Origin of the sequence: Paenibacillus faecalis, assembly GCF_900289175.1 — a bacterium.
GTDB classification, from domain to species: Bacteria; Bacillota; Bacilli; order Paenibacillales; family Paenibacillaceae; genus Paenibacillus_AQ; species Paenibacillus_AQ faecalis.
The window spans coordinates 2,937,965-2,956,682 of the sequence record NZ_LT985747.1 but is presented as its reverse complement, the minus strand read 5'-3'; the positions used below and the strand labels follow the sequence as shown (position 1 = coordinate 2,956,682).

At 44.3% G+C, this 18,718-nt stretch carries 15 protein-coding genes; 14 read left to right on the top strand and 1 reads right to left on the bottom strand.

Going from position 1 to position 18,718, the window contains the following annotated elements; translation table 11 throughout:
- Positions 1-114: 114 nt before the first annotated feature.
- Positions 115-453 carry a L,D-transpeptidase gene (locus C8268_RS14035; RefSeq protein WP_106768250.1) on the bottom strand — a complete coding sequence of 113 codons (339 nt, stop codon included), beginning with the start codon at positions 451-453 and terminating at the stop codon, positions 115-117.
- 230 nt (positions 454-683) lie between these two features.
- On the opposite strand from C8268_RS14035, the gene C8268_RS14030 reads away from it, so the two are divergent.
- The 14 genes from C8268_RS14030 to C8268_RS13970 all read left to right on the top strand — a co-directional run bounded on the left by C8268_RS14030 (position 684) and on the right by C8268_RS13970 (position 18,712).
- Positions 684-2,504 (top strand): sensor histidine kinase, encoded by a 1,821-nt coding sequence (locus tag C8268_RS14030; protein ID WP_106768249.1) that lies wholly within the window; start codon positions 684-686, stop codon positions 2,502-2,504.
- Complete coding sequence (locus C8268_RS14025; protein ID WP_106768248.1) at positions 2,504-4,015, top strand: response regulator transcription factor; 1,512 nt, start codon at positions 2,504-2,506, stop codon at positions 4,013-4,015. The genes C8268_RS14030 and C8268_RS14025 overlap by 1 nt, the downstream gene beginning before the upstream one ends.
- Positions 4,016-4,147: 132 nt before the next feature.
- Complete coding sequence (locus tag C8268_RS14020; protein ID WP_106768247.1) at positions 4,148-5,623, top strand: ABC transporter substrate-binding protein; 1,476 nt, start codon at positions 4,148-4,150, stop codon at positions 5,621-5,623.
- 163 nt (positions 5,624-5,786) lie between these two features.
- Positions 5,787-6,716 carry an ABC transporter permease gene (locus tag C8268_RS14015; protein ID WP_199794963.1) on the top strand — a complete coding sequence of 310 codons (930 nt, stop codon included), beginning with the start codon at positions 5,787-5,789 and terminating at the stop codon, positions 6,714-6,716.
- A 32-nt stretch (positions 6,717-6,748) separates the two neighbouring features.
- Positions 6,749-7,672 (top strand): carbohydrate ABC transporter permease, encoded by a 924-nt coding sequence (locus tag C8268_RS14010; protein ID WP_106768246.1) that lies wholly within the window; start codon positions 6,749-6,751, stop codon positions 7,670-7,672.
- Positions 7,673-7,867: 195 nt separating this feature from the next.
- Positions 7,868-9,187, top strand: coding sequence for a glycoside hydrolase family 125 protein (locus tag C8268_RS14005; protein ID WP_106768245.1), 1,320 nt, complete (start codon positions 7,868-7,870; stop codon positions 9,185-9,187).
- Positions 9,188-9,243: 56 nt separating this feature from the next.
- Positions 9,244-10,239 (top strand): glycoside hydrolase family 130 protein, encoded by a 996-nt coding sequence (locus tag C8268_RS14000; RefSeq protein WP_106768244.1) that lies wholly within the window; start codon positions 9,244-9,246, stop codon positions 10,237-10,239.
- Positions 10,240-10,361: 122 nt separating this feature from the next.
- Complete coding sequence (locus C8268_RS13995) at positions 10,362-13,088, top strand: alpha-mannosidase (protein WP_106768243.1); 2,727 nt, start codon at positions 10,362-10,364, stop codon at positions 13,086-13,088.
- A 157-nt stretch (positions 13,089-13,245) separates the two neighbouring features.
- Positions 13,246-14,106, top strand: coding sequence for an SPFH domain-containing protein (locus C8268_RS13990; protein WP_106768242.1), 861 nt, complete (start codon positions 13,246-13,248; stop codon positions 14,104-14,106).
- Positions 14,107-14,119: 13 nt separating this feature from the next.
- A complete protein-coding gene (locus C8268_RS22730; protein WP_158702740.1) occupies positions 14,120-14,281 on the top strand; it encodes a type II toxin-antitoxin system antitoxin in 162 nt (53 codons plus the stop codon).
- Positions 14,282-14,481: 200 nt separating this feature from the next.
- Positions 14,482-15,657 carry a Gfo/Idh/MocA family protein gene (locus C8268_RS13985; protein ID WP_106768241.1) on the top strand — a complete coding sequence of 392 codons (1,176 nt, stop codon included), beginning with the start codon at positions 14,482-14,484 and terminating at the stop codon, positions 15,655-15,657.
- Positions 15,658-15,804: 147 nt separating this feature from the next.
- Positions 15,805-16,854, top strand: coding sequence for an SIS domain-containing protein (locus C8268_RS13980; RefSeq protein WP_106768240.1), 1,050 nt, complete (start codon positions 15,805-15,807; stop codon positions 16,852-16,854).
- Between the two features lie 86 nt (positions 16,855-16,940).
- Positions 16,941-17,735, top strand: a complete 795-nt coding sequence (locus tag C8268_RS13975; protein WP_106768239.1) for a DeoR/GlpR family DNA-binding transcription regulator — start codon at positions 16,941-16,943, stop codon at positions 17,733-17,735.
- An 11-nt stretch (positions 17,736-17,746) separates the two neighbouring features.
- Positions 17,747-18,712, top strand: coding sequence for an ROK family protein (locus C8268_RS13970; RefSeq protein ID WP_106768238.1), 966 nt, complete (start codon positions 17,747-17,749; stop codon positions 18,710-18,712).
- Positions 18,713-18,718 lie beyond the last annotated feature (6 nt).

The window sequence follows — 18,718 nt, the reverse complement described above, 5'->3', positions numbered from 1 at the left end:
TTCCCTCCAGGCTATGTAGAATGGTGCAATTAATTCGTGCCTAACAGTTCTCATTAACCAGATTAGTACGATTTGAAGAAAAATGCGAATGTTTGCTTTGCAATTTTTCTAGTTTTAACGTCTTATTGTTACCTGAGTATGGATTGGAACAAGGGAAGCCAATTCATTGACATCCTCGTTGTACATACGGATACAACCATGGGTAACAGCTCTACCGATGGAAGAAGGGTCATTAGTTCCGTGAATGCCGTAATGGGGTTTGGATAAGCCGAGCCAATACGAGCCAAAAGGCCCGCCGGGGTTGGGCTGTTTATTCACGATGGTGTAGTTGCCTGGAGGTGTTTGGGTAGCCATTTTACCGATGGCGATCGGATAAGTATGCACCACGCGGTCCCCATCAAGCAAATGAAGCTGAAAATCGGACAAATCAACGATAATCCGGTATTTTGGCACAAATATCACTCCTTTTCACCTACATTATGTAAGGAAATGAATTTGTGCGCATAAAAACATGTGAAATAGGCTATCATCATCTTTTCCATATTGCGCTAATTCTAAAAGTTTTAATAGTTTCATTGTAAATTATTTCTTATTGTCTTATTAAATTTTAAATGCTTTAAACATGTTATAGTATAAAGAGAGCAACCAGACAGTTTTTTGCATCAGGAAGGGGATTGACATACATGTCTCCTGTTAAATTTTACAATAATTATATAAAAAATAATATGTTCACCAAAATGCTGCTTCTGTTCGCCGCGATCACGGTAGTAACGATTCTTTCTCTTTCTTATGTGATGTATTATTTTTTATCTCAATCTGCCGTGCGTGAAGAGCTCGAAAAACAGCGTACAGCGGTAGAACAAATAGAACGAGGTATGAATGAGAAATACGAGGCTGTACAGTCATATGTCAACGATTTGTATAGCAGTATTTCGTTAAGTGAAGACGCTTCCTATTTTCTGATGAATTCTTTTGATGAATATATGGCTAATAGAATTAACCGTTTTACCGGTTCGGTTGTCTCCAATTCAGATAGTGTTCTTGCTTATTTTAAAAAGCGTCTGGAAGATGATGCAGATATTCAGAATATAATCCTTTATAGTGCTGAGAAGCAGTATATGTATGTATATACGCAAGGGAGTATGACCAAGCTGTATTCGGTTAATTCAGCAAGGTCATTTATTCCGGATGCCATGGCATTGGAGAGCCAGAGTGTCATGTTGCCTAACGAATGGGTGCGAAAACTGATCGGTAACGAGGAAAGCCAGTTGTATTCTATCCGTAGTCCGATCAACAATATGGTAACCTATAAAAATTTAGGCCAGCTGCTTGTTTATTATCGGACAGAGGGTTTGCATCAGATGTTGTCGAGTGAGTCCATTGATATGAAGGGATATATCCTTGTTTTGTCAGCGGATGGTCTGGTTCTGTTTGATTCTTCAAATCAATATTACGGTAAGCGCTATCCTTATTCAGAAGAGCTGCTCAATCCAAAACAATCGGTGATGAACCTGGAAGAAGAATCCTACATCACTTCTCTTTCAAACAATCAAGGGGGGTTCACTGTTGTTGGAATTACGCCTAAATCGGAGGTAGCCGCTGTATATAAAGGGCTGCGCAATACGATAATGCTGGTTGCCCTAGGTTGTGTGTTTATTGCTATTCTCGTTCCAACTGTAGTCATTGTTAATTATTCAAAGAGAACCAATAATATCATTCGCTTTATGCGCAAGGTGGAGACCGGCGACTTTGTGGCCAGAATCCAGGATACGAAGGAAGATCAGCTAGGTCAAATTGCAAAAAGCTTTAATCAGATGCTGGATGAATTGACAAGATATATCGATAAAGTATATAAGGCAGAAATCAACCAGAAGAATGCTGAGCTGTCAGCGCTGCAAGCGAGAATCAATCCGCACTTTTTATATAACACATTGGAAGTGATTCGAATGAGGGCGCTTTCTCATGGGGCTGATGATGTTGGCGAGATGATATACAGCTTGTCTGTCCTTTTTAAAAATATGGTCCAGGCAAAGAGCAATTACACATTGAAGGACGAGCTTGAGGCATGCCGCTTGTACCTCGAATTGTTTCGAATTCGTTTTAAAGACAAATTTACCTATGAATTTGATTGGGAGCAGGAAATCGGTACGATTCCAATGATCAAGATGTCGCTTCAGCCATTGGTGGAAAATTATATTGTCCATGGATTAAGGAAGGACTCTTATGATAACCATATCCTCATTAAGGCGGCTTGCAACGAAGATCGGGTACAAATTGAAATTCGTGACAACGGGAAAGGGATTACAGCGGAAAAACTGAACAGCATACATGAGCGTCTTCAGCTTGCCGAGTCCAGTGGGGAATCATTTGGCCTAAGAAGTGTATATGAGCGTATGAAGCTTACTTACGGAAATGAATTTACTATGGACATCCAGAGTAATCCGGACATCGGTACTACAGTATCGATCGATTTACCGGTGACAGAAAAGGGAGTTGGAAGGTAATGTATAAGGTGTTTATTGTGGATGATGAGCCGTTTATTATCGAAGGTCTTTATGACGCCGTAGATTGGCCGAAGTTTAATATTGAGATCGTTGGAAATGCTGAAAATGGAAAGCAGGCGCTTGAGAAGTTGCAGAAGATTCCGGTAGATATTCTTATTACCGATATTTCTATGCCTGTGATGACGGGCCTTCAGTTAATAGCAGAAGCCAGAAAAATGAATCCGGATTTAAAGGTTATCATCCTTAGCGGTTTTGATGATTTTTCTTATTTGAAAGAAGCGATGCAGCTTGGAATTGAAAATTATTTGCTTAAACCGATTAATTTAAAGGAGCTTGAAGAGACTCTTTCAAGTACAATTGAAAATATCAACACCACCAGAGAGAGGTACACACTGAATGAATATGATATCTCTATTCTGAGAAGCAATATATTATACCGCTGGCTCACTGGAAGAATTGAACCGGAAGAGCTGGCAGAACGTGCTTCACTATTGGGTCTTAGGCTTGATCAGCCTTATATGATGGCTTCTGTGCTGCGTACTCAGTCGGCGAAATTGGAACAGGCACTGGTAAGACTGGTCGAAAATGAGGAAAATGTACTTTATTTGGTTGATTATGATGGAGATTTTGTCGTCATCTTTACAATGGATGATCCCGAGACAGAAAAGCCCAGAGCGATTCGGTTGCTGCAGGAGGTAAGAGAGCAGTGTTTCGGTGAAGAGATCAGTATTTCATTAGGAAGTATTGAAGCTCTTCCTGTTAAGCAATCCGATAGTTACCGACATGCGAAAGAGGCACAGGAATATTTTCTTGTTCTCCAGCAGCCTACTTATGTGGATTATGTTGATATCAGGGAGCGCAAGGAAGAGACTTCCCGTTCTTTCTCGCTGCATTGGCCAGACTATGCAAAAGGCATTGCGGCAAGGGATAAAGAGAAACTGTTCGCTAAAATTGACAGCGATTACGAGCAGCTTCGGAATACGCCTGGGATTGTGCCAAGTGTGTTGCAAAGTTTTGCTGTGGAGCTGATCATTCGTTTCAAGATGGAGCTTAGCGATATTCAATGCAGTGCTGCTCCGGATTTTGTTAAACACACACTTACCCGGATTATGGAATCGGTGTCGATTGAAGACTTGATTACTACAGTGAAGGAAGGAATCGGCGATCTGGTTGACTCATTGAATAGTGATATTAAAAGTCCGGTTATTCAGCAAACGCTTCACCATATCCATCAATATTATAACGAGGATTTGTCGCTCAAAGTGCTCGCTGGACAATATCATATTCATCCGGTTTATTTGGGGCATCTTTTTCATAAAGAAACAGGGGAGAGCTTCACGGAATACATAAACCGTTACCGGATTGAGAAAGCAAAGGAACTGCTTCGCACGACCAATTTAAAAGTACAGGAAATTGCCAGAGAAGTGGGTTATTGGGAGACTGGGTATTTTTACAAACAATTCAAAAAATACGTTGGATTATCACCGAGAGAGTTTAAAGGACTGCTCTGATAACGCTATCAGAGCAGTTTTTTTCTTTATTTTCACCATAATACCTTTAATTTTTAGCCTATGTGAAAACACTTTCATCCGGTAATCTTGAATTGTAGAGACATACAAGTGAGTCAAAAGGGAGGAAATGAAATGAGTAAATCGAGAAAGAAGTGGCTGCTTCCGCTCACCTTGCTGTTGTCAGTATCGATGCTGCTTTCAGCTTGTGGCGGGGACAAAAAAGAGGCTGCCAGTGAAGGGGGAACTGCGGAAAACCCGGTTGAATTGATCTGGTATACGATCGGTGCACCTCCGAAAGATTTGGATAAGGTTGAAGCCGAGATCAATAAGTATACTGCCGAAAAAATCGGTGTAACCGTTGACATCAAAATGATTGACTTCGGTGATTATACACAAAAAATGCAGGTTATGGCTGCTTCCGGTGAGCCGATGGATATTTTGTTCACAAGCTCATGGGCGTTTGATTATGTACAAAATGCGAGAAAAGGCGCGTTTATGGAACTGGATGAACTGCTTGAAACGCATGGGCAAGGCATTAAAGAAGTGCTTGATCCTGCCTTCCTGGAAGGTTCTAAAGTTGACGGACATAACTACGCGATCCCGGCTAACAAGGAGCTTCCAGCCCAAGATGTATGGCGTTTCAACAAGAATCTTGTTGACAAATACGACCTGGATATCTCGAATGTGAAATCATTAGAAAGCCTGGAGCCGCTTCTCAAGACAATCAAGGAAAATGAGCCGAATATCGTTCCGTTTGCAGTGGCCAGCGACTACACTCAAACGCTTCCTTTCGATTATGTAATTGAAAAGTTGCCGATGGCCGTTCGTTTGGACGACAAGGAAGAATTGAAAGTGATTAACTTCCTCGAAGCTCCTGAAACGATGGAAGCTTTTAAAACTATGCACAAGTACTATAAAGCGGGATATATTTCCCCTGAAGCAGCAACAACAACTTCTACACAGGATCTGATGACATCCGGAAATTGGTTTTTAGATCGAGCTAATACCCAGCCGTTTGCTGACAACATGTGGAGTGCAAGTTACGGCTACCCAGTCGTTTCTGTTCCAGCTTCAGACCCAATTATCTATAACTGGTCTGTTATGGGCTCGATGCAAGCGATTTCGGCTAACTCCGACCATCCTGAAGAAGCGATGAAGTTTTTGAACTTGCTTAACACTGATGCCACACTTCGTAACATGGTGGATTCCGGTATTGAAGGCGTTCACTACAAGAAGGTTAGCGAGAATGTAATCGAGAACTTGCCTGCATCCAAAGATTACGATATGCCTACATTCTCACTTGGTAACATCATGCTTACTTATTTGAATCCTGAAGATCCTGAAAATAAATGGGATGAGTTCAAGAAGTTTAACGAGTCCGGTGAACCTGCACCGCTGCTGGGCTTCAACTTCGATCCTAAGAACGTAACTACGGAACTTGCTGCAGTTAATAACGTCAAAGAAGAATTCTGGGCTCCTCTTATGACCGGTACGGTTGATCCAGAAGAATTCATACCGAAAGCTGTTGAGAAATTGAATGCTGCTGGTCTGGAGAAAATCATGGTCGAGGCTCAAAGCCAAATTGACGCATGGAAAGCAAGCAAATAGTAAGAACATGGAGATAAGAGGGGCGGCGGTTTGTTTATCGACCGCTCTTCTTTTTCAAAATAATAAGAAACGTACTTGTTGTCGAAGAAACGCCGCTGCCTTAAACAAAGGACGGCGAAACCGTTTCTTCTTGTCATCATGAGGAGGGATAGAAGTGAGAGCAATCGGACAGTTTTTTAAAAATGTGATGACCAATAAAGCGATGCTGTTCTTTGTTTTGCCGGGAACCATCTGGTTTCTCTTGTTCTCCTATTTGCCGATGTTCGGTACGATCATTGCGTTTAAAGAATACCGTTTTAGCCGCGATGGATTTTTGGCCAGTATCATGAACAGCGAATGGGTGGGACTTGAGAATTTTAGATTCTTATTTAGTACGGACGATGCTTATATCATTACGAGAAACACGGTGTTGTATAATTTCGCCTTTATCGTGCTTGGCCTCGTTTTTTCTGTTGCCCTGGCGATCATCTTGTCTGAGATCATCAATAAAAGACTGGCGAAAGTTTACCAGACCGGTATGTTTCTACCTTATTTTTTGTCCTGGGTTATCGTTGGTTATTTCGTATTCAGCTTCCTGAGTTACGACAAAGGGGTTTTAAACCAAATTCTGGGTTGGTTCGGCGCAGATCCAGTTCAATGGTACTCGGAACCAAAATATTGGCCAATATTTTTGATATTAATCAGTTTATGGAAAGGGATCGGTTATAACAGTGTCATTTATCTGGCAGCGATCACAGGCATTGATAAATCGCTATTTGAAGCAGCCATGATTGATGGAGCGAACAAATGGCAGCAGATCAAGTCGATCACGATCCCAATGCTGAAGCCGCTCATGACGATCTTGACACTGCTTGCTGTAGGTAAAATCTTTTATGCGGATTTCGGGCTATTCTACCAGGTTCCGAGAGATTCCGGTACACTTTACTCGGTTACGAACGTTATTGATACCTATGTTTACCGTGGTCTTAAGACGACCGGTGAAATCGGTATGAGTGCTGCGGCTGGTTTATATCAATCTGTTGTCGGCTTCATTCTAGTGATGACCTCGAACTATATCGTACGCAAATATGATAGAGAGAACGCATTATTCTAATCAGCGAATTTTTATAGAAGGGGGTACCTGCCGTGACTAACAGCAGCACCAAGATCAAGACTCGAGACTTTCATCAGGTTTCCAAGGGATGGAATATAATAGGCAACCTGGTTGCAGGTATATTTTCTTTTTTATGTGTGTTCCCGTTTGTATTCGTCATGATCATTTCCTTTACAGATGAGAAAACTCTTGCTACGAACGGTTATAGTATTTTTCCTGAAAAATGGAGTCTGGAAGCATACAAGTATGTGTTTGAAACAGGGGATACGCTGCTTCGTTCATACGGTGTAACGATCTTTATAACCGTTGTTGGAACGATCATCAGCTTATGTGTCATCTCGTTATATGCCTATGCCATTTCGCGTAAAAGCTTTAGATACCGTAATTTCTTTTCGTTTTTTGCATTTTTTACGATGCTCTTTAACGGCGGTATGGTGCCGACTTATATCGTGGCAACGCAGCTTCTGGACCTTAAGGATTCCATTTGGGCGCTTGTATGGCCGCTTGCCGTAAACGCGTTTTATATTATGATACTTCGAACATTTTATTCAACGAGCGTGCCCGATGCCATTATTGAATCCGGAAAAATTGATGGGGCATCGGAGATTACTATTTTTTACAAACTCGTTCTTCCGCTTTCCTTGCCTGGTCTGGCAACCATTGGATTGTTCAGCACGCTGGGATACTGGAACGACTGGTTTAACGCGCTCCTATATATCGATGATCCCAATTTGGTTCCGTTACAGTCCATGTTGATGCGGATCGAAACAAGTATGCAGTTTATATTGCAAAATTCCCAGAACACTTCGCTGAGCATGGAAGCTCTGCAATCATTGCCACAGGATACAGCTCGAATGGCAATGGTCGTACTGGCAACCGGACCGATTATCCTGGCTTATCCGTTCTTCCAACGTTACTTTATTCAGGGTTTGACCATCGGTGCGGTAAAAGAGTGATTTTTGTAATGGGTATATGCTTTGTATCGTTATAGAACAATTTTGTTCGAAAATATGTGACCTGAATCGTGCAGGAATACGGTGGACAGTATCGAAGATATCTCACTAGTCCATCAACTTGCACGTTTCAGGATGATGTACAAAAAGCGATAAAGGTAACACATAACTATTATTACTTAAAGGAGCCAGAACATCATGGAACAATTTAGACTGCCCCAAATACCTATGCCGCCGCTTGAGCTGCCGCGGTCGATTCAAGATGTATTGAGAGAGGCAGAAGAGAAGTTGGCGCATCGCCCTAAGCTTTTACAATTATTTAAAAATACGTTTCCGAATACGCTGGAAACTACGACTAAGTTGATGGATGATGGAACAACGTTTATTATAACCGGTGACATTCCGGCAATGTGGCTGCGTGACTCCGTTGAACAGGTCATTCATTATGTCCCATTTGCCAAAAATGACCTTGATCTTCAGCGGATTTTGAGCGGCTTGATCAAGCGTCATATGAACTATATTCATATTGATCCGTATGCCAATGCGTTTAATGAATCGGCCAATGATTGGCATTGGAACACCGATGACCAGACAGAGATGTCCCCATGGGTATGGGAGCGCAAATTTGAAATCGATTCATTATGCTTCTCGATCCGGTTGGCCTATGCTTACTGGAAGGAGACCGGGCTTACTGATATATTCGATGCAGGGTTCAAAGCGGCGATGCTGAAAATTGTAGAGCTGTTCAAGACCGAGCAGCATCACTTTGAACGTTCTTCATACCGCTTTACACGGGATAACGGCATTCCGGAGGACTCCTTGCGCAACAATGGATTAGGCATGCCGGTCAATTATACAGGGATGGTATGGTCCGGTTTCCGTTCCAGCGATGATGCCTGTGATTTCCATTACAACATTCCAGGTAATATGTTTGCCGTTGTAGCGCTGCGTCATATGCAGGAGTTTGCAGAATGGGTATTCCGCGATATGTCGCTGCTTGCGGATCTTAAGAAGCTGGAAGCCGAAATCGATCATGGAATTCAGCTATACGGCATTTACCGCCATCCTGAATTCGGACCGATTTATGCATATGAGACAGACGGCTTCGGTAACTATTGCCTGATGGATGATGCGGGCACACCGGGGCTGATGTCCATTCCGTATTTGGAATATGTCGGTGCGGATGATCCGATCTATCAGAATACAAGACGCTTTGCGCTGAGCAAGGAAAATCCATACTATTTTGAAGGAAAAGCAGCAAAAGGTATTGGCAGTCCCCATACACCGCCGCAGTACATCTGGCATATGGCGCTATCAATGCAAGGGCTTACAGCATCAACAGCTGAAGAGAAGCTTGAAATGATCGATCTTTTGGAATCGACAGATGCTGATACTGGATTTATGCATGAAGGCTTTCATGCCGATGATCCGAAAATTTTCACCAGATCTTGGTTTGCCTGGTCAAACAGCTTGTTCTCTCAGCTCGTGTACCGGGCGATGAAAGAAGGTATTTTGTAAGTTTCTCGTTGATCTCATTTATGCATAATAAACGTTCTAATAAAGGAGACATAACAATGACTAAAATTATTGGCGAATCCCTAAAAAACATCCCTTGGCAGGACAAGCCGGAGGGTCTCAATGCTCCGGTATGGCGCTATTCGGAAAATCCGGTTATTGAGCGTCATGCAATCCCCAATTCCAATAGTGTATTCAACTCCGCCGTCGTTCCATTTGAAGGTGGATTCGCTGGTGTGTTCCGCTGCGATTCTAGATCCGTTAGTATGGATATTTTCGCCGGTTTCAGCGAAGACGGTATCAACTGGAAAATCAATCACGATCCTATCGTATTTGAAGGCGATGAGGAAATAACGAAGCGTGAATACCGTTACGATCCACGGGTGATCAAAATCGGAGATCGTTATTACATCAACTGGTGTAATGGCTATCATGGCCCTACGATCGGGATTGGGTATACGACCGATTTCAAGACGTTCCACCAACTGGAAAACGCCTTTTTGCCGTATAACCGTAATGGGGTGATGTTCCCGCGCAAAATTGGTGATTATTATGCGATGCTCAGCCGTCCGAGCGATACGGGCCATACACCGTTCGGGGATATTTTCTACAGCGTAAGTCCTGATCTTACCTTCTGGGGCAAGCACCGTTTTGTAATGGGAACGATTAATGGAGATGCTTCGGCATGGCAGTCCAAGAAAATTGGACCTGGACCGGTTCCGATCGAAACGGACGAAGGCTGGTTGCTGATTTACCATGGTGTTATCAATACGTGCAACGGCTTCGTTTATCGTATGGGCGTTGCTCTCTTGGATCTCGATGAGCCATGGAAAGTGAAAGCACGTTCCCGCAACTATATTTTGGGACCTGAAACGACATACGAATGCGTGGGCGATGTGCCTAACGTAACGTTCCCGTGCGCGGCGTTGACCGATGCCGACACCGGTCGCATCGCGATTTACTATGGTTGTGCCGACACCGTGACAGGATTGGCGTTTACGACTGTCGATGAGCTGATGGATTACATGAAGAAGTACCCTTTAGATGAGGCGTAACATTCAGGTTGATAACATACGTTAGAGACAGGCAAGCGTGTAAAATGACAGGTTCAATAAAACATTTCGCACGCTTGTCATGTTCATACATCATTCTGTGAAACAAGGGGGAGTCGACAACTATGACCCAATCAAGAAAAGCTCATATCATTTCTCATACCCACTGGGATAGAGAGTGGTATTTACCTTATGAAAAGCATCATGTGCGCCTTGTCCAGCTAATGGATACACTTCTTGAAACAATGGAGAAAGACCCGGAGTACCGTTATTTCTTCCTGGATGGTCAGACGATCATTTTGGAAGATTATTTGCAGGTTCGTCCCGAGAAGAAGCAGCAGCTTGAAGCGCTTATCCATGAAGGCCGAATTCAGATCGGGCCATGGTATATTTTGCAGGATGTTTTCCTGACAAGCAGTGAAGCGAATGTGCGTAACATGCAGATCGGACATCAGGATGCGAAACAATATGGAACCATCTCGAAGATCGGCTATTTCCCTGATACTTTCGGACTTGCGGGCCAGATGCCGCAGCTGATGCTGCAATCCGGTATCGATAATGCTTTCTTCGGCCGTGGAGTGAAACCAACCGGCTTTAACAATACGGTATCGGATGAAGGCTATGAATCGTCTTTCTCCGAGCTGATGTGGGAAGGACCAGACGGCTCCAAAGTGCTCGGTATTCTGTTCGCCAATTGGTACAGCAACGGGAACGAAATCCCGGTTGATGAAGAAGAAGCCAAGACTTTCTGGGAAAGAAAACTGGCTGATGCTGAAAAGTTTGCCTCGACAGGCCAGCTGTTGTACATGAACGGATGTGACCATCAGCCGGTTCAATGTGATCTGCCAGAAGCGATTGAAACCGCGAAAAAACTGTATCCGGATACCGAATTCGTTCACTCAACTTTTGATGATTATATGAAAGACTTGAAAAACAGCATGAGCCAGGAGTTGTCTTCGGTGCAGGGCGAGCTGCGCAGTCAGCGTACAGATGGATGGGGCACGCTAGTCAACACCGCTTCTGCCCGTGTTTATCTAAAACAGATGAACCAGGCTGGGCAAAGTATTCTGGAAAAAGTAGCGGAGCCGCTTGCATCGTTTGCAAGCCTGCTCGGGCAGGAATACCCGCATCATCTGTTTACTTATGCATGGAAGACATTGATGCAAAACCACCCGCATGATAGCATTTGCGGATGCAGCGTTGACGAGGTGCACCGTGAGATGGTAACTCGGTTCGATAAGAGCCGCCATGTTGCCGAAAGCATTATAGATGACAGCAAGAATGCGATCGCTGAAGCGGTTGACACTACATCGTTTGCCAAGTGGGGCGAGAGCAGCGTTCCGTTTGTCGTATTCAATACGAGCGGCTGGAAGCGCAGCGGTACGGTGACAGTTGAGCTTGACGTTGAACGCCTGTATTTCCGTGACGGGTTTTCCCTGAAAGAGACAGCTACCCGGATGAAAGAGGTTGATCTTTCCGGACGAACTGTTGTTGATAGTGAAGGGAACGGGATTGCGTTCACGATGGAGGATTTAGGAGTTCAGTTCGGTTATGATTTGCCGGATGATAAATTCCGTCAACCTTATATGTGCCGGAGAGTGAAACTGACTCTTGAAGTTAAGAACCTGCCTGCACTTGGAATGCAAACCTATGCGTTTGTGAAGGGGGATGCAAAACCGGCGGATTCGAAGTCTCTGGTGACCGGAGAGAGAGTGCTGGAGAATAACAAATTGAAGGTCGAGCTGGCTTCAGACGGTTCCTTTACGCTGACAGACAAGAGAAACGGTCAAGTCTTCCGTGATCTGGGTATATATGAGAACACCGGTGATATCGGTAACGAATATATGTTTAAACAACCGGATGGGGAAGAAGCTTTGACGACAAAAGGGCTTGAAGCTAAGATTCGGGTTGTGGAAGATACACCGTATCGGGCAGCGTTCGAAGTGATTCATGAATGGGAAATACCCGCATCCGCTGACGATAAGCTTGAAGAAGAGCAGAGAGAGCTGATCTATTATCCGCTTCGCAAAGTTCAGCGCTCAAGCGAGACAGTCATGCTGTCCATTCGCACCTTGATATCTTTGGAACGTGAAGGCAATGGCGTTAAAATAGAAGCAACCTTTGACAACCAGGCGAAGGATCATCGTCTGCGGGCGTTGTTCCCGACCGATCTGGATGCTTCTGTTCACCATGTCGATTCCATTTTCGAAGTTGCTACACGAAGCAATACGCCTGCGAAAGAATGGGAAAACCCTAGCAACACGGCACATCAGCAAGCCTTTGTTGATGTTAGTGGAGAAGGAGCCGGACTTACAGTAGCCAACCTGGGATTGAATGAATATGAGGTTTTACGCGACGGCCGCAATACAATTGCAGTTACGCTGCTGCGTGCTGTCGGGGAACTCGGTGATTGGGGGCACTTCCCAACGCCTGAAGCTCAGTGTCTTGGCGTTTATACCGCGCATATGGAGATCATTCCGCATGATGGTGATGGGATTGCTTCCGGCGCCTATGCAGAAGCTTATCAGTTCCAGATTCCATGGACGGTATGTCAGACAGGTATTCATGAGGGAAGCGTTTCTCCTTATGGTTCCGTGTTCAAATGGGAAAACGATGAACTTGCTTTCTCATCGCTTAAGGTCAGCCGTCAATCAGGTGATTTGATGCTTCGTTGGTTTAATATGGGCGACTCTCCATCTGAATTGACGCTGCACTCCAAACTTTCCGGAGCACAGGCTTACAAGACGACGATTTTGGAAGAAGAGGGAGAGCTTCATCCGTTTACGGATCAGGGAGAATTCTCGCTTTCTGTGAAGCCTTATGAAATCTTGACGATTGGTGTAAAATGTTAAAGACTACGAATTTATTAACAGAATAGATCGCGATTTGATGAAAGGCCGATTTCTGCAATTTTATGCGGAAATCGGCCTTTGGTTTTTTCCCTATTGTCAATTCATATATCTTGGTGATATAATTGTGATATCATATTGATATCCAGGGGGTAATTCCATGAAAGAAAAACCAGCGTTAAAGGTGAATGGCTATCTCGGTATTCTTGTATCGTTACTGTTTATCGGTTTAGCTGCGTTCCTGTTCCTGACAACGGAATCTGTTGGTTCAGCACTTGTACTTCCAGTGATCCTGGTGATTGTAGCCGCATTGATTCTTTCGGGTATCACCATTGTTCAACCGAACGAGGCCAAGGTTCTTACTCTGTTCGGAACTTATGTTGGTGTCATCCGGGAGCAGGGGCTGTGGGCAGCGGTTCCGTTAACGATCAAATCCAGAGTTTCGCTTCGTGTTATCAACTTTAACAGTGACAAGCTGAAGGTTAACGATCTGGAAGGAAATCCGATCGAAATTGCTGCTGTCGTTGTCTATAAGGTTTCGGATAGCGCTAAAGCCACATTCGATGTAGAGGATTACGAAGAATTTGTTCAGATTCAAAGCGAGACAGGTATTCGCCATATTGCCAGTCAATATGCGTATGATCATTTTGAGAATGAGACGGATATGTCATTGCGGAAGAATAGCGATGAAATCGCTGATTTTTTAGCACAAGATCTTCAAAACCGTCTTGCTGTTGCCGGAGTTGATGTCATTGAGGCTCGTATCATGCACCTGGCTTATTCTTCTGAAGTTGCAGCTGCTATGCTGCAAAGACAACAGGCACAGGCGGTATTGTCTGCACGCAAAGTCATTGTAGATGGCGCCGTCAGTTTGGTGAAGAGCGCAATCGAGCAATTAGCGGATGAAGGCGTTGTGGAGCTAGACGATGAGAAGAAGGCACAAATGGTCAATAACCTGATGGTTTCCATTGTGTCTGAAAAAGGAACACATCCTGTTATAAATACAGGAAGTATTTATTAGGATATTTGGGACCATGGCTAAACGAAAAGCTTATCCGCTAAGAATCGACCCCAAGCTCTATGATGCGCTTGAAAAATGGGCAGATGATGAGCTGCGAAGCGTAAATGCTCAAATTGAGATTCTTTTGAAAGAAGCTGTGAAGAAAGCAGGAAGATGGAACCAAGATAAAGAGTGAAATGAAAAAGGATATAGGAGTAACGAATGGATAGATACGGCAGATCATTTTTTCTGCTTGTGTCTATCTTTTTTTATTTATGTAATAATATTTGATTTCAAATGTCATTTATATGATTGAAAAAATCATAATTATGAATTAGACTATCATCGAAACATGAAATCCATGATCGTTAATTTTAGAAATTGAGGTGATGAGCAGTGAAGCAAGTTAGATTAGGAATCATCGGTGTAGGAGCCAGAAGCAACATTGTGGAATATTGGCATCAGCCTGGCGGCAGATCCGTTGTAACGGGTGCAGCAGACGTTAATTTGAAAGCACTTTCAAAGTTTAAGGACGCAATTAATTCAGATGCTTTTGTCACAACTGATTATCGTGAACTGCTGGCCCGGGAAGACATTGATGCGGTCGTTATTCTTTCTCCGGATCATTTGCATGAAGAGCATGTAGTAGCAGCATTCCGCGCTGGAAAACATGTATACTGCGAAAAACCGCTGGCGATTACGCCTGAAGGGTGCGACCGGATTCTGGATGAATGGAAGCTCTCAGGCAAACATCTTATGATCGGGTTTAATATGCGGTACATGAGCATGTATCAGACAATGAAGGAAATTATCGATTCAGGGGTAATTGGAGATATCAAAGCGGTCTGGGTAAGGCATTTTGTCGGGTTAGGCGGTTTTTATTACTATCATGATTGGCATGGCACCAGAGCTAACACTACTTCACTGCTGCTTCAGAAGGCTTCACACGACATCGATGTCATTCACTGGATCACAGGCCAATATGCGAAGAAAGTGTCTTCGTTTGGCAGTCTGGATTATTATGGTGGTGATATGCCGAATGATCTGTATTGTCCTGACTGCGAACGGAAAGACACCTGTCCTGATGTCAGTCTGGAGCGGCTCACTCAATGCGCTTTCCGTGAAGAAATCGATGTCGAGGACAACAACATGGTCATTATGGAATTGGAAGGCGGGATTAAGGCTTCTTATCTCCAGTGCCATTTTACACCGGACTATTCGCGGAATTATACTTTTATCGGTACGAAAGGCCGAATCGAGAATGATGATGTGAATGATGTCATTCATGTGAAAACAAGAAAATCGGGTACATGGCATGAAATGAGCAACATTACGTATGAAATGAAAAAGATGCCGGGCACGCATTCCGGGGCTGATCCACGGATTTGCGAAGATTTTATCAATCTTGTGTTGGATAACAAGCAGCCTTTAACGAGTCCATTCGACGGCAGAATGAGTGTGGCAGTCGGTTGTGCAGCTACGGAATCCATTCGTGCGGGTGGCAAAGTTGTTCAAATCGATCAGGGGAAACATCGACCGGTTATAGAAAACCATGAAAAGCTTCCGATTTAGCCTATCATATGGCCGTTTTCTGTAATTGATGCAGGAATCGGCTTTTTCATTTAGATGATTGAAAAATAAATTCATAATAATGATTGAAAAAATCATAATTATGAATTAATATATCATTATAACGAAGTGAGGGGGAGACGTTCTTTGATGACGAAAGGAAAGTTGACTTACCCGGAAATTGGACAACAGGCAGAAGCTATGGCAGCTGCATGGGAGCAGCTTGCCAAACAACAGAATTGGGTTCAAAAATATTTTGGCAATGCTGATTACGATGAAGTGATTTTTATTGGTTCAGGATCATCCTACTATCAAGCCCAGACGATGGCTGCAACCTTCCGTTACTGGCTTGCAAGACCTGCTAATGCATTACCTTCATCAGACATCTTTTTGTTCAGAGATCAGTCCACGGCAGCAACAGGCAAGAAGCTGCTTGTAGGCGTATCGCGTTCTGGAGAATCTACGGAGGTAATTTTGGCGATTGATTCGGTGAAAAATCTTGATAACTGGGATACTTGCGGAATCACTTGTTACGAAGAGAGCAGTATGGCCAAGCAAACCGAATGTCTCGTTTCACCACTTGGTAAAGAGAAAAGCACGGTCATGACTAAGTCTTTTGTAAGTATGACATTTATGATGCAGGCAGCGATTGCCGCCGTTGCAAACGGAAGCTTTTCTAAAGAGATGAAAACGGTGTTAGATCAAGCCGGGGCTAAAATTGCGGAAGCGGATGCTTTTGCTAAAAACATAATTGTGAATAACGATTTTATTAAGACGATATACCTCGGTATGGGAAGTTATTTCGGCATCGCACAAGAGGCATGCCTCAAACTGAAGGAAATGTCTTATACTTGGACAGAGAGTTACGGCACCCTTGAATTCAGACACGGTCCAAAATCGATCATCGAGCCAGGATCACTTGTTGTACTTCTGCTTTCGGAGACTGCACGTTCCTATGAGCTGAAAGTCGCTGAAGAGATGAAGGCTTACGGCGCATATGTGCTTATTATCACAGCTCGTGCGGGTGAGGATACCGCTTTTGCGGACGCCGTGTTTGAGATCGGGGCATCGGATGTGAGCGATGAAGCTCGTGCCGTCATGTATTTGCCGCTTCTTCAGTATATTGGCTTCTGGACAGCAGTTCATAAAGACATCGATCCTGATGAACCACGTAACTTGACGCAGGTAGTTAAGATTTAAACGAGTCGTTTGCCAGAAATGCCTGTAAACGTTGAAGCAGTTGAAGCGGCATTTTCAAATTAACCAGCGAGGAGAAATGATAATAAATGGCACGAATTGGAATGAAAGCAAAGCGGCAGGACCAAATTCTGAGTGCGCTGGCGATTAAGGGAGAAATGTCACTTCAAGAGCTGATGACGACGTTTAATTGTTCGGAGGCTACAATTCGAAGAGACCTTGAGGAATTGGAGCAGAGCGGAAACGTGATCAGACGTGTCGGCGGTGGAGCGATGTACGTCAAGCCGGGATCGGCATATGAAGTTCCGTTCATAGAGAAGCAGCAGGTACTATATGCAGAAAAATTAGAAATCGCCAAGCTGGCTGCTTCTTTGGTTCAAGAAGGAGAGGTTATCGGATTAACAGGGGGTACAACGACCTTTCTGATTTCCCAGCAATTAAAGCTTAGGAAAAACATTACGGTCGTTACCAATGCTGTCAATATTGCGATGGAGCTGTCAGAGAACAGTGACGTTCAGGTCGTACTGACTGGCGGTGTGCTGCGAAACAAAAGCTTTGAGCTATGTGGTCCGCTGGCCGAGCAGACGGTAAATGCCGTCAACATCAATACGATGTTTATGGGAATCGACGGCTTTACCACTGCCGGGGTCAGCACATATTCAGAGCTGGAAGCGAATATAGCTCGCATGCTAATGCGCCGGGCGGATAAAACGATAGCGGTATTCGACCATACCAAGATCGGTCGTACTTCCTTGTTCACCGTTGCTCATCTGGAAGAGCTGTATGGCTGTATTACGGATGAAGAGCCATCAAGCGCATTGATCAGCGCTTTGAAGGAAGCGGGTACCTCTTTGTATGTAGCTGAAAAAACGAATAATTTTTAGGAGGCGAAACGATGAGTTTCTGGATCGGTGTTGATGTCGGAGGGACAAACATTGTCTGCGGCATAGTGAATGAAAAGGGAGAGGTGCTGGATTCGATTAAAAAGCCTACCCAGGCTTTTCTTGGCACCTCATCCGTGCTGGATCATATGGCCCAAATGGTTTTGGAAATCATAGACAAAACAGGACTTTCTGGAAAGGTCGGCGGCATCGGCATCGGTATTCCGGGATTGGTAAACCCGTGGGACGGTATTGCTCTATACTCCGCCAATCTGAACTGGCGTGATGTTCCTTTGAGTGCGGAATTATCCAGACGTACATCGTTGCCGGTTTATATTGATAATGATGTTCGGATGTATGTATATGGTGAAGCGGTTTACGGGGCAGGCCAAGGTGACGATTACGTCCTTGGATTGACCGTCGGAACCGGAATAGCATCGGCCTCTGTGAACAGGGGACAGCTTCATTACGGTTATCAGAATCTGGCCGGTGAGATTGGTCACGGGACGATGGATGGTGAATTCGCCCCTTGCGGCTGTGGATTTAAGGGCTGTCTGGAAGCCTCTGCCTCAGCCTCCGGTATGGTACGCGAAGCCAAGCGCATGATAGCTGAAGGAAGACAAAGCCTTTTGTCAGAGTGGTTTCCGGGAGAGGAGCTTCAGAATTTGTCGGCAGCCGATATTTCAAAAGCGATGGACGCCGGAGATGCTTTAGCTACTGAAATTATGAACCATGCCGGGGAACTGCTCGGTAAGGCGCTTGTACCTGCCGTACATCTTTTGAGTCCGCAGACCATTATTATTGGCGGTGGCGGGGCCATGGCCAAAGAGAGATTGCTAACACCGCTGCGACGCATGTTAATGTCCAGGCTTCTGCCTGACTTCAGACAGCATGTGTCTATCAAGCCAGCTGTGCTTGGAGATGATGCCGGTGTCATCGGAAGCGCTATGCAGGCGAAGCAGCGTCATGAGATAGATTAATCATAA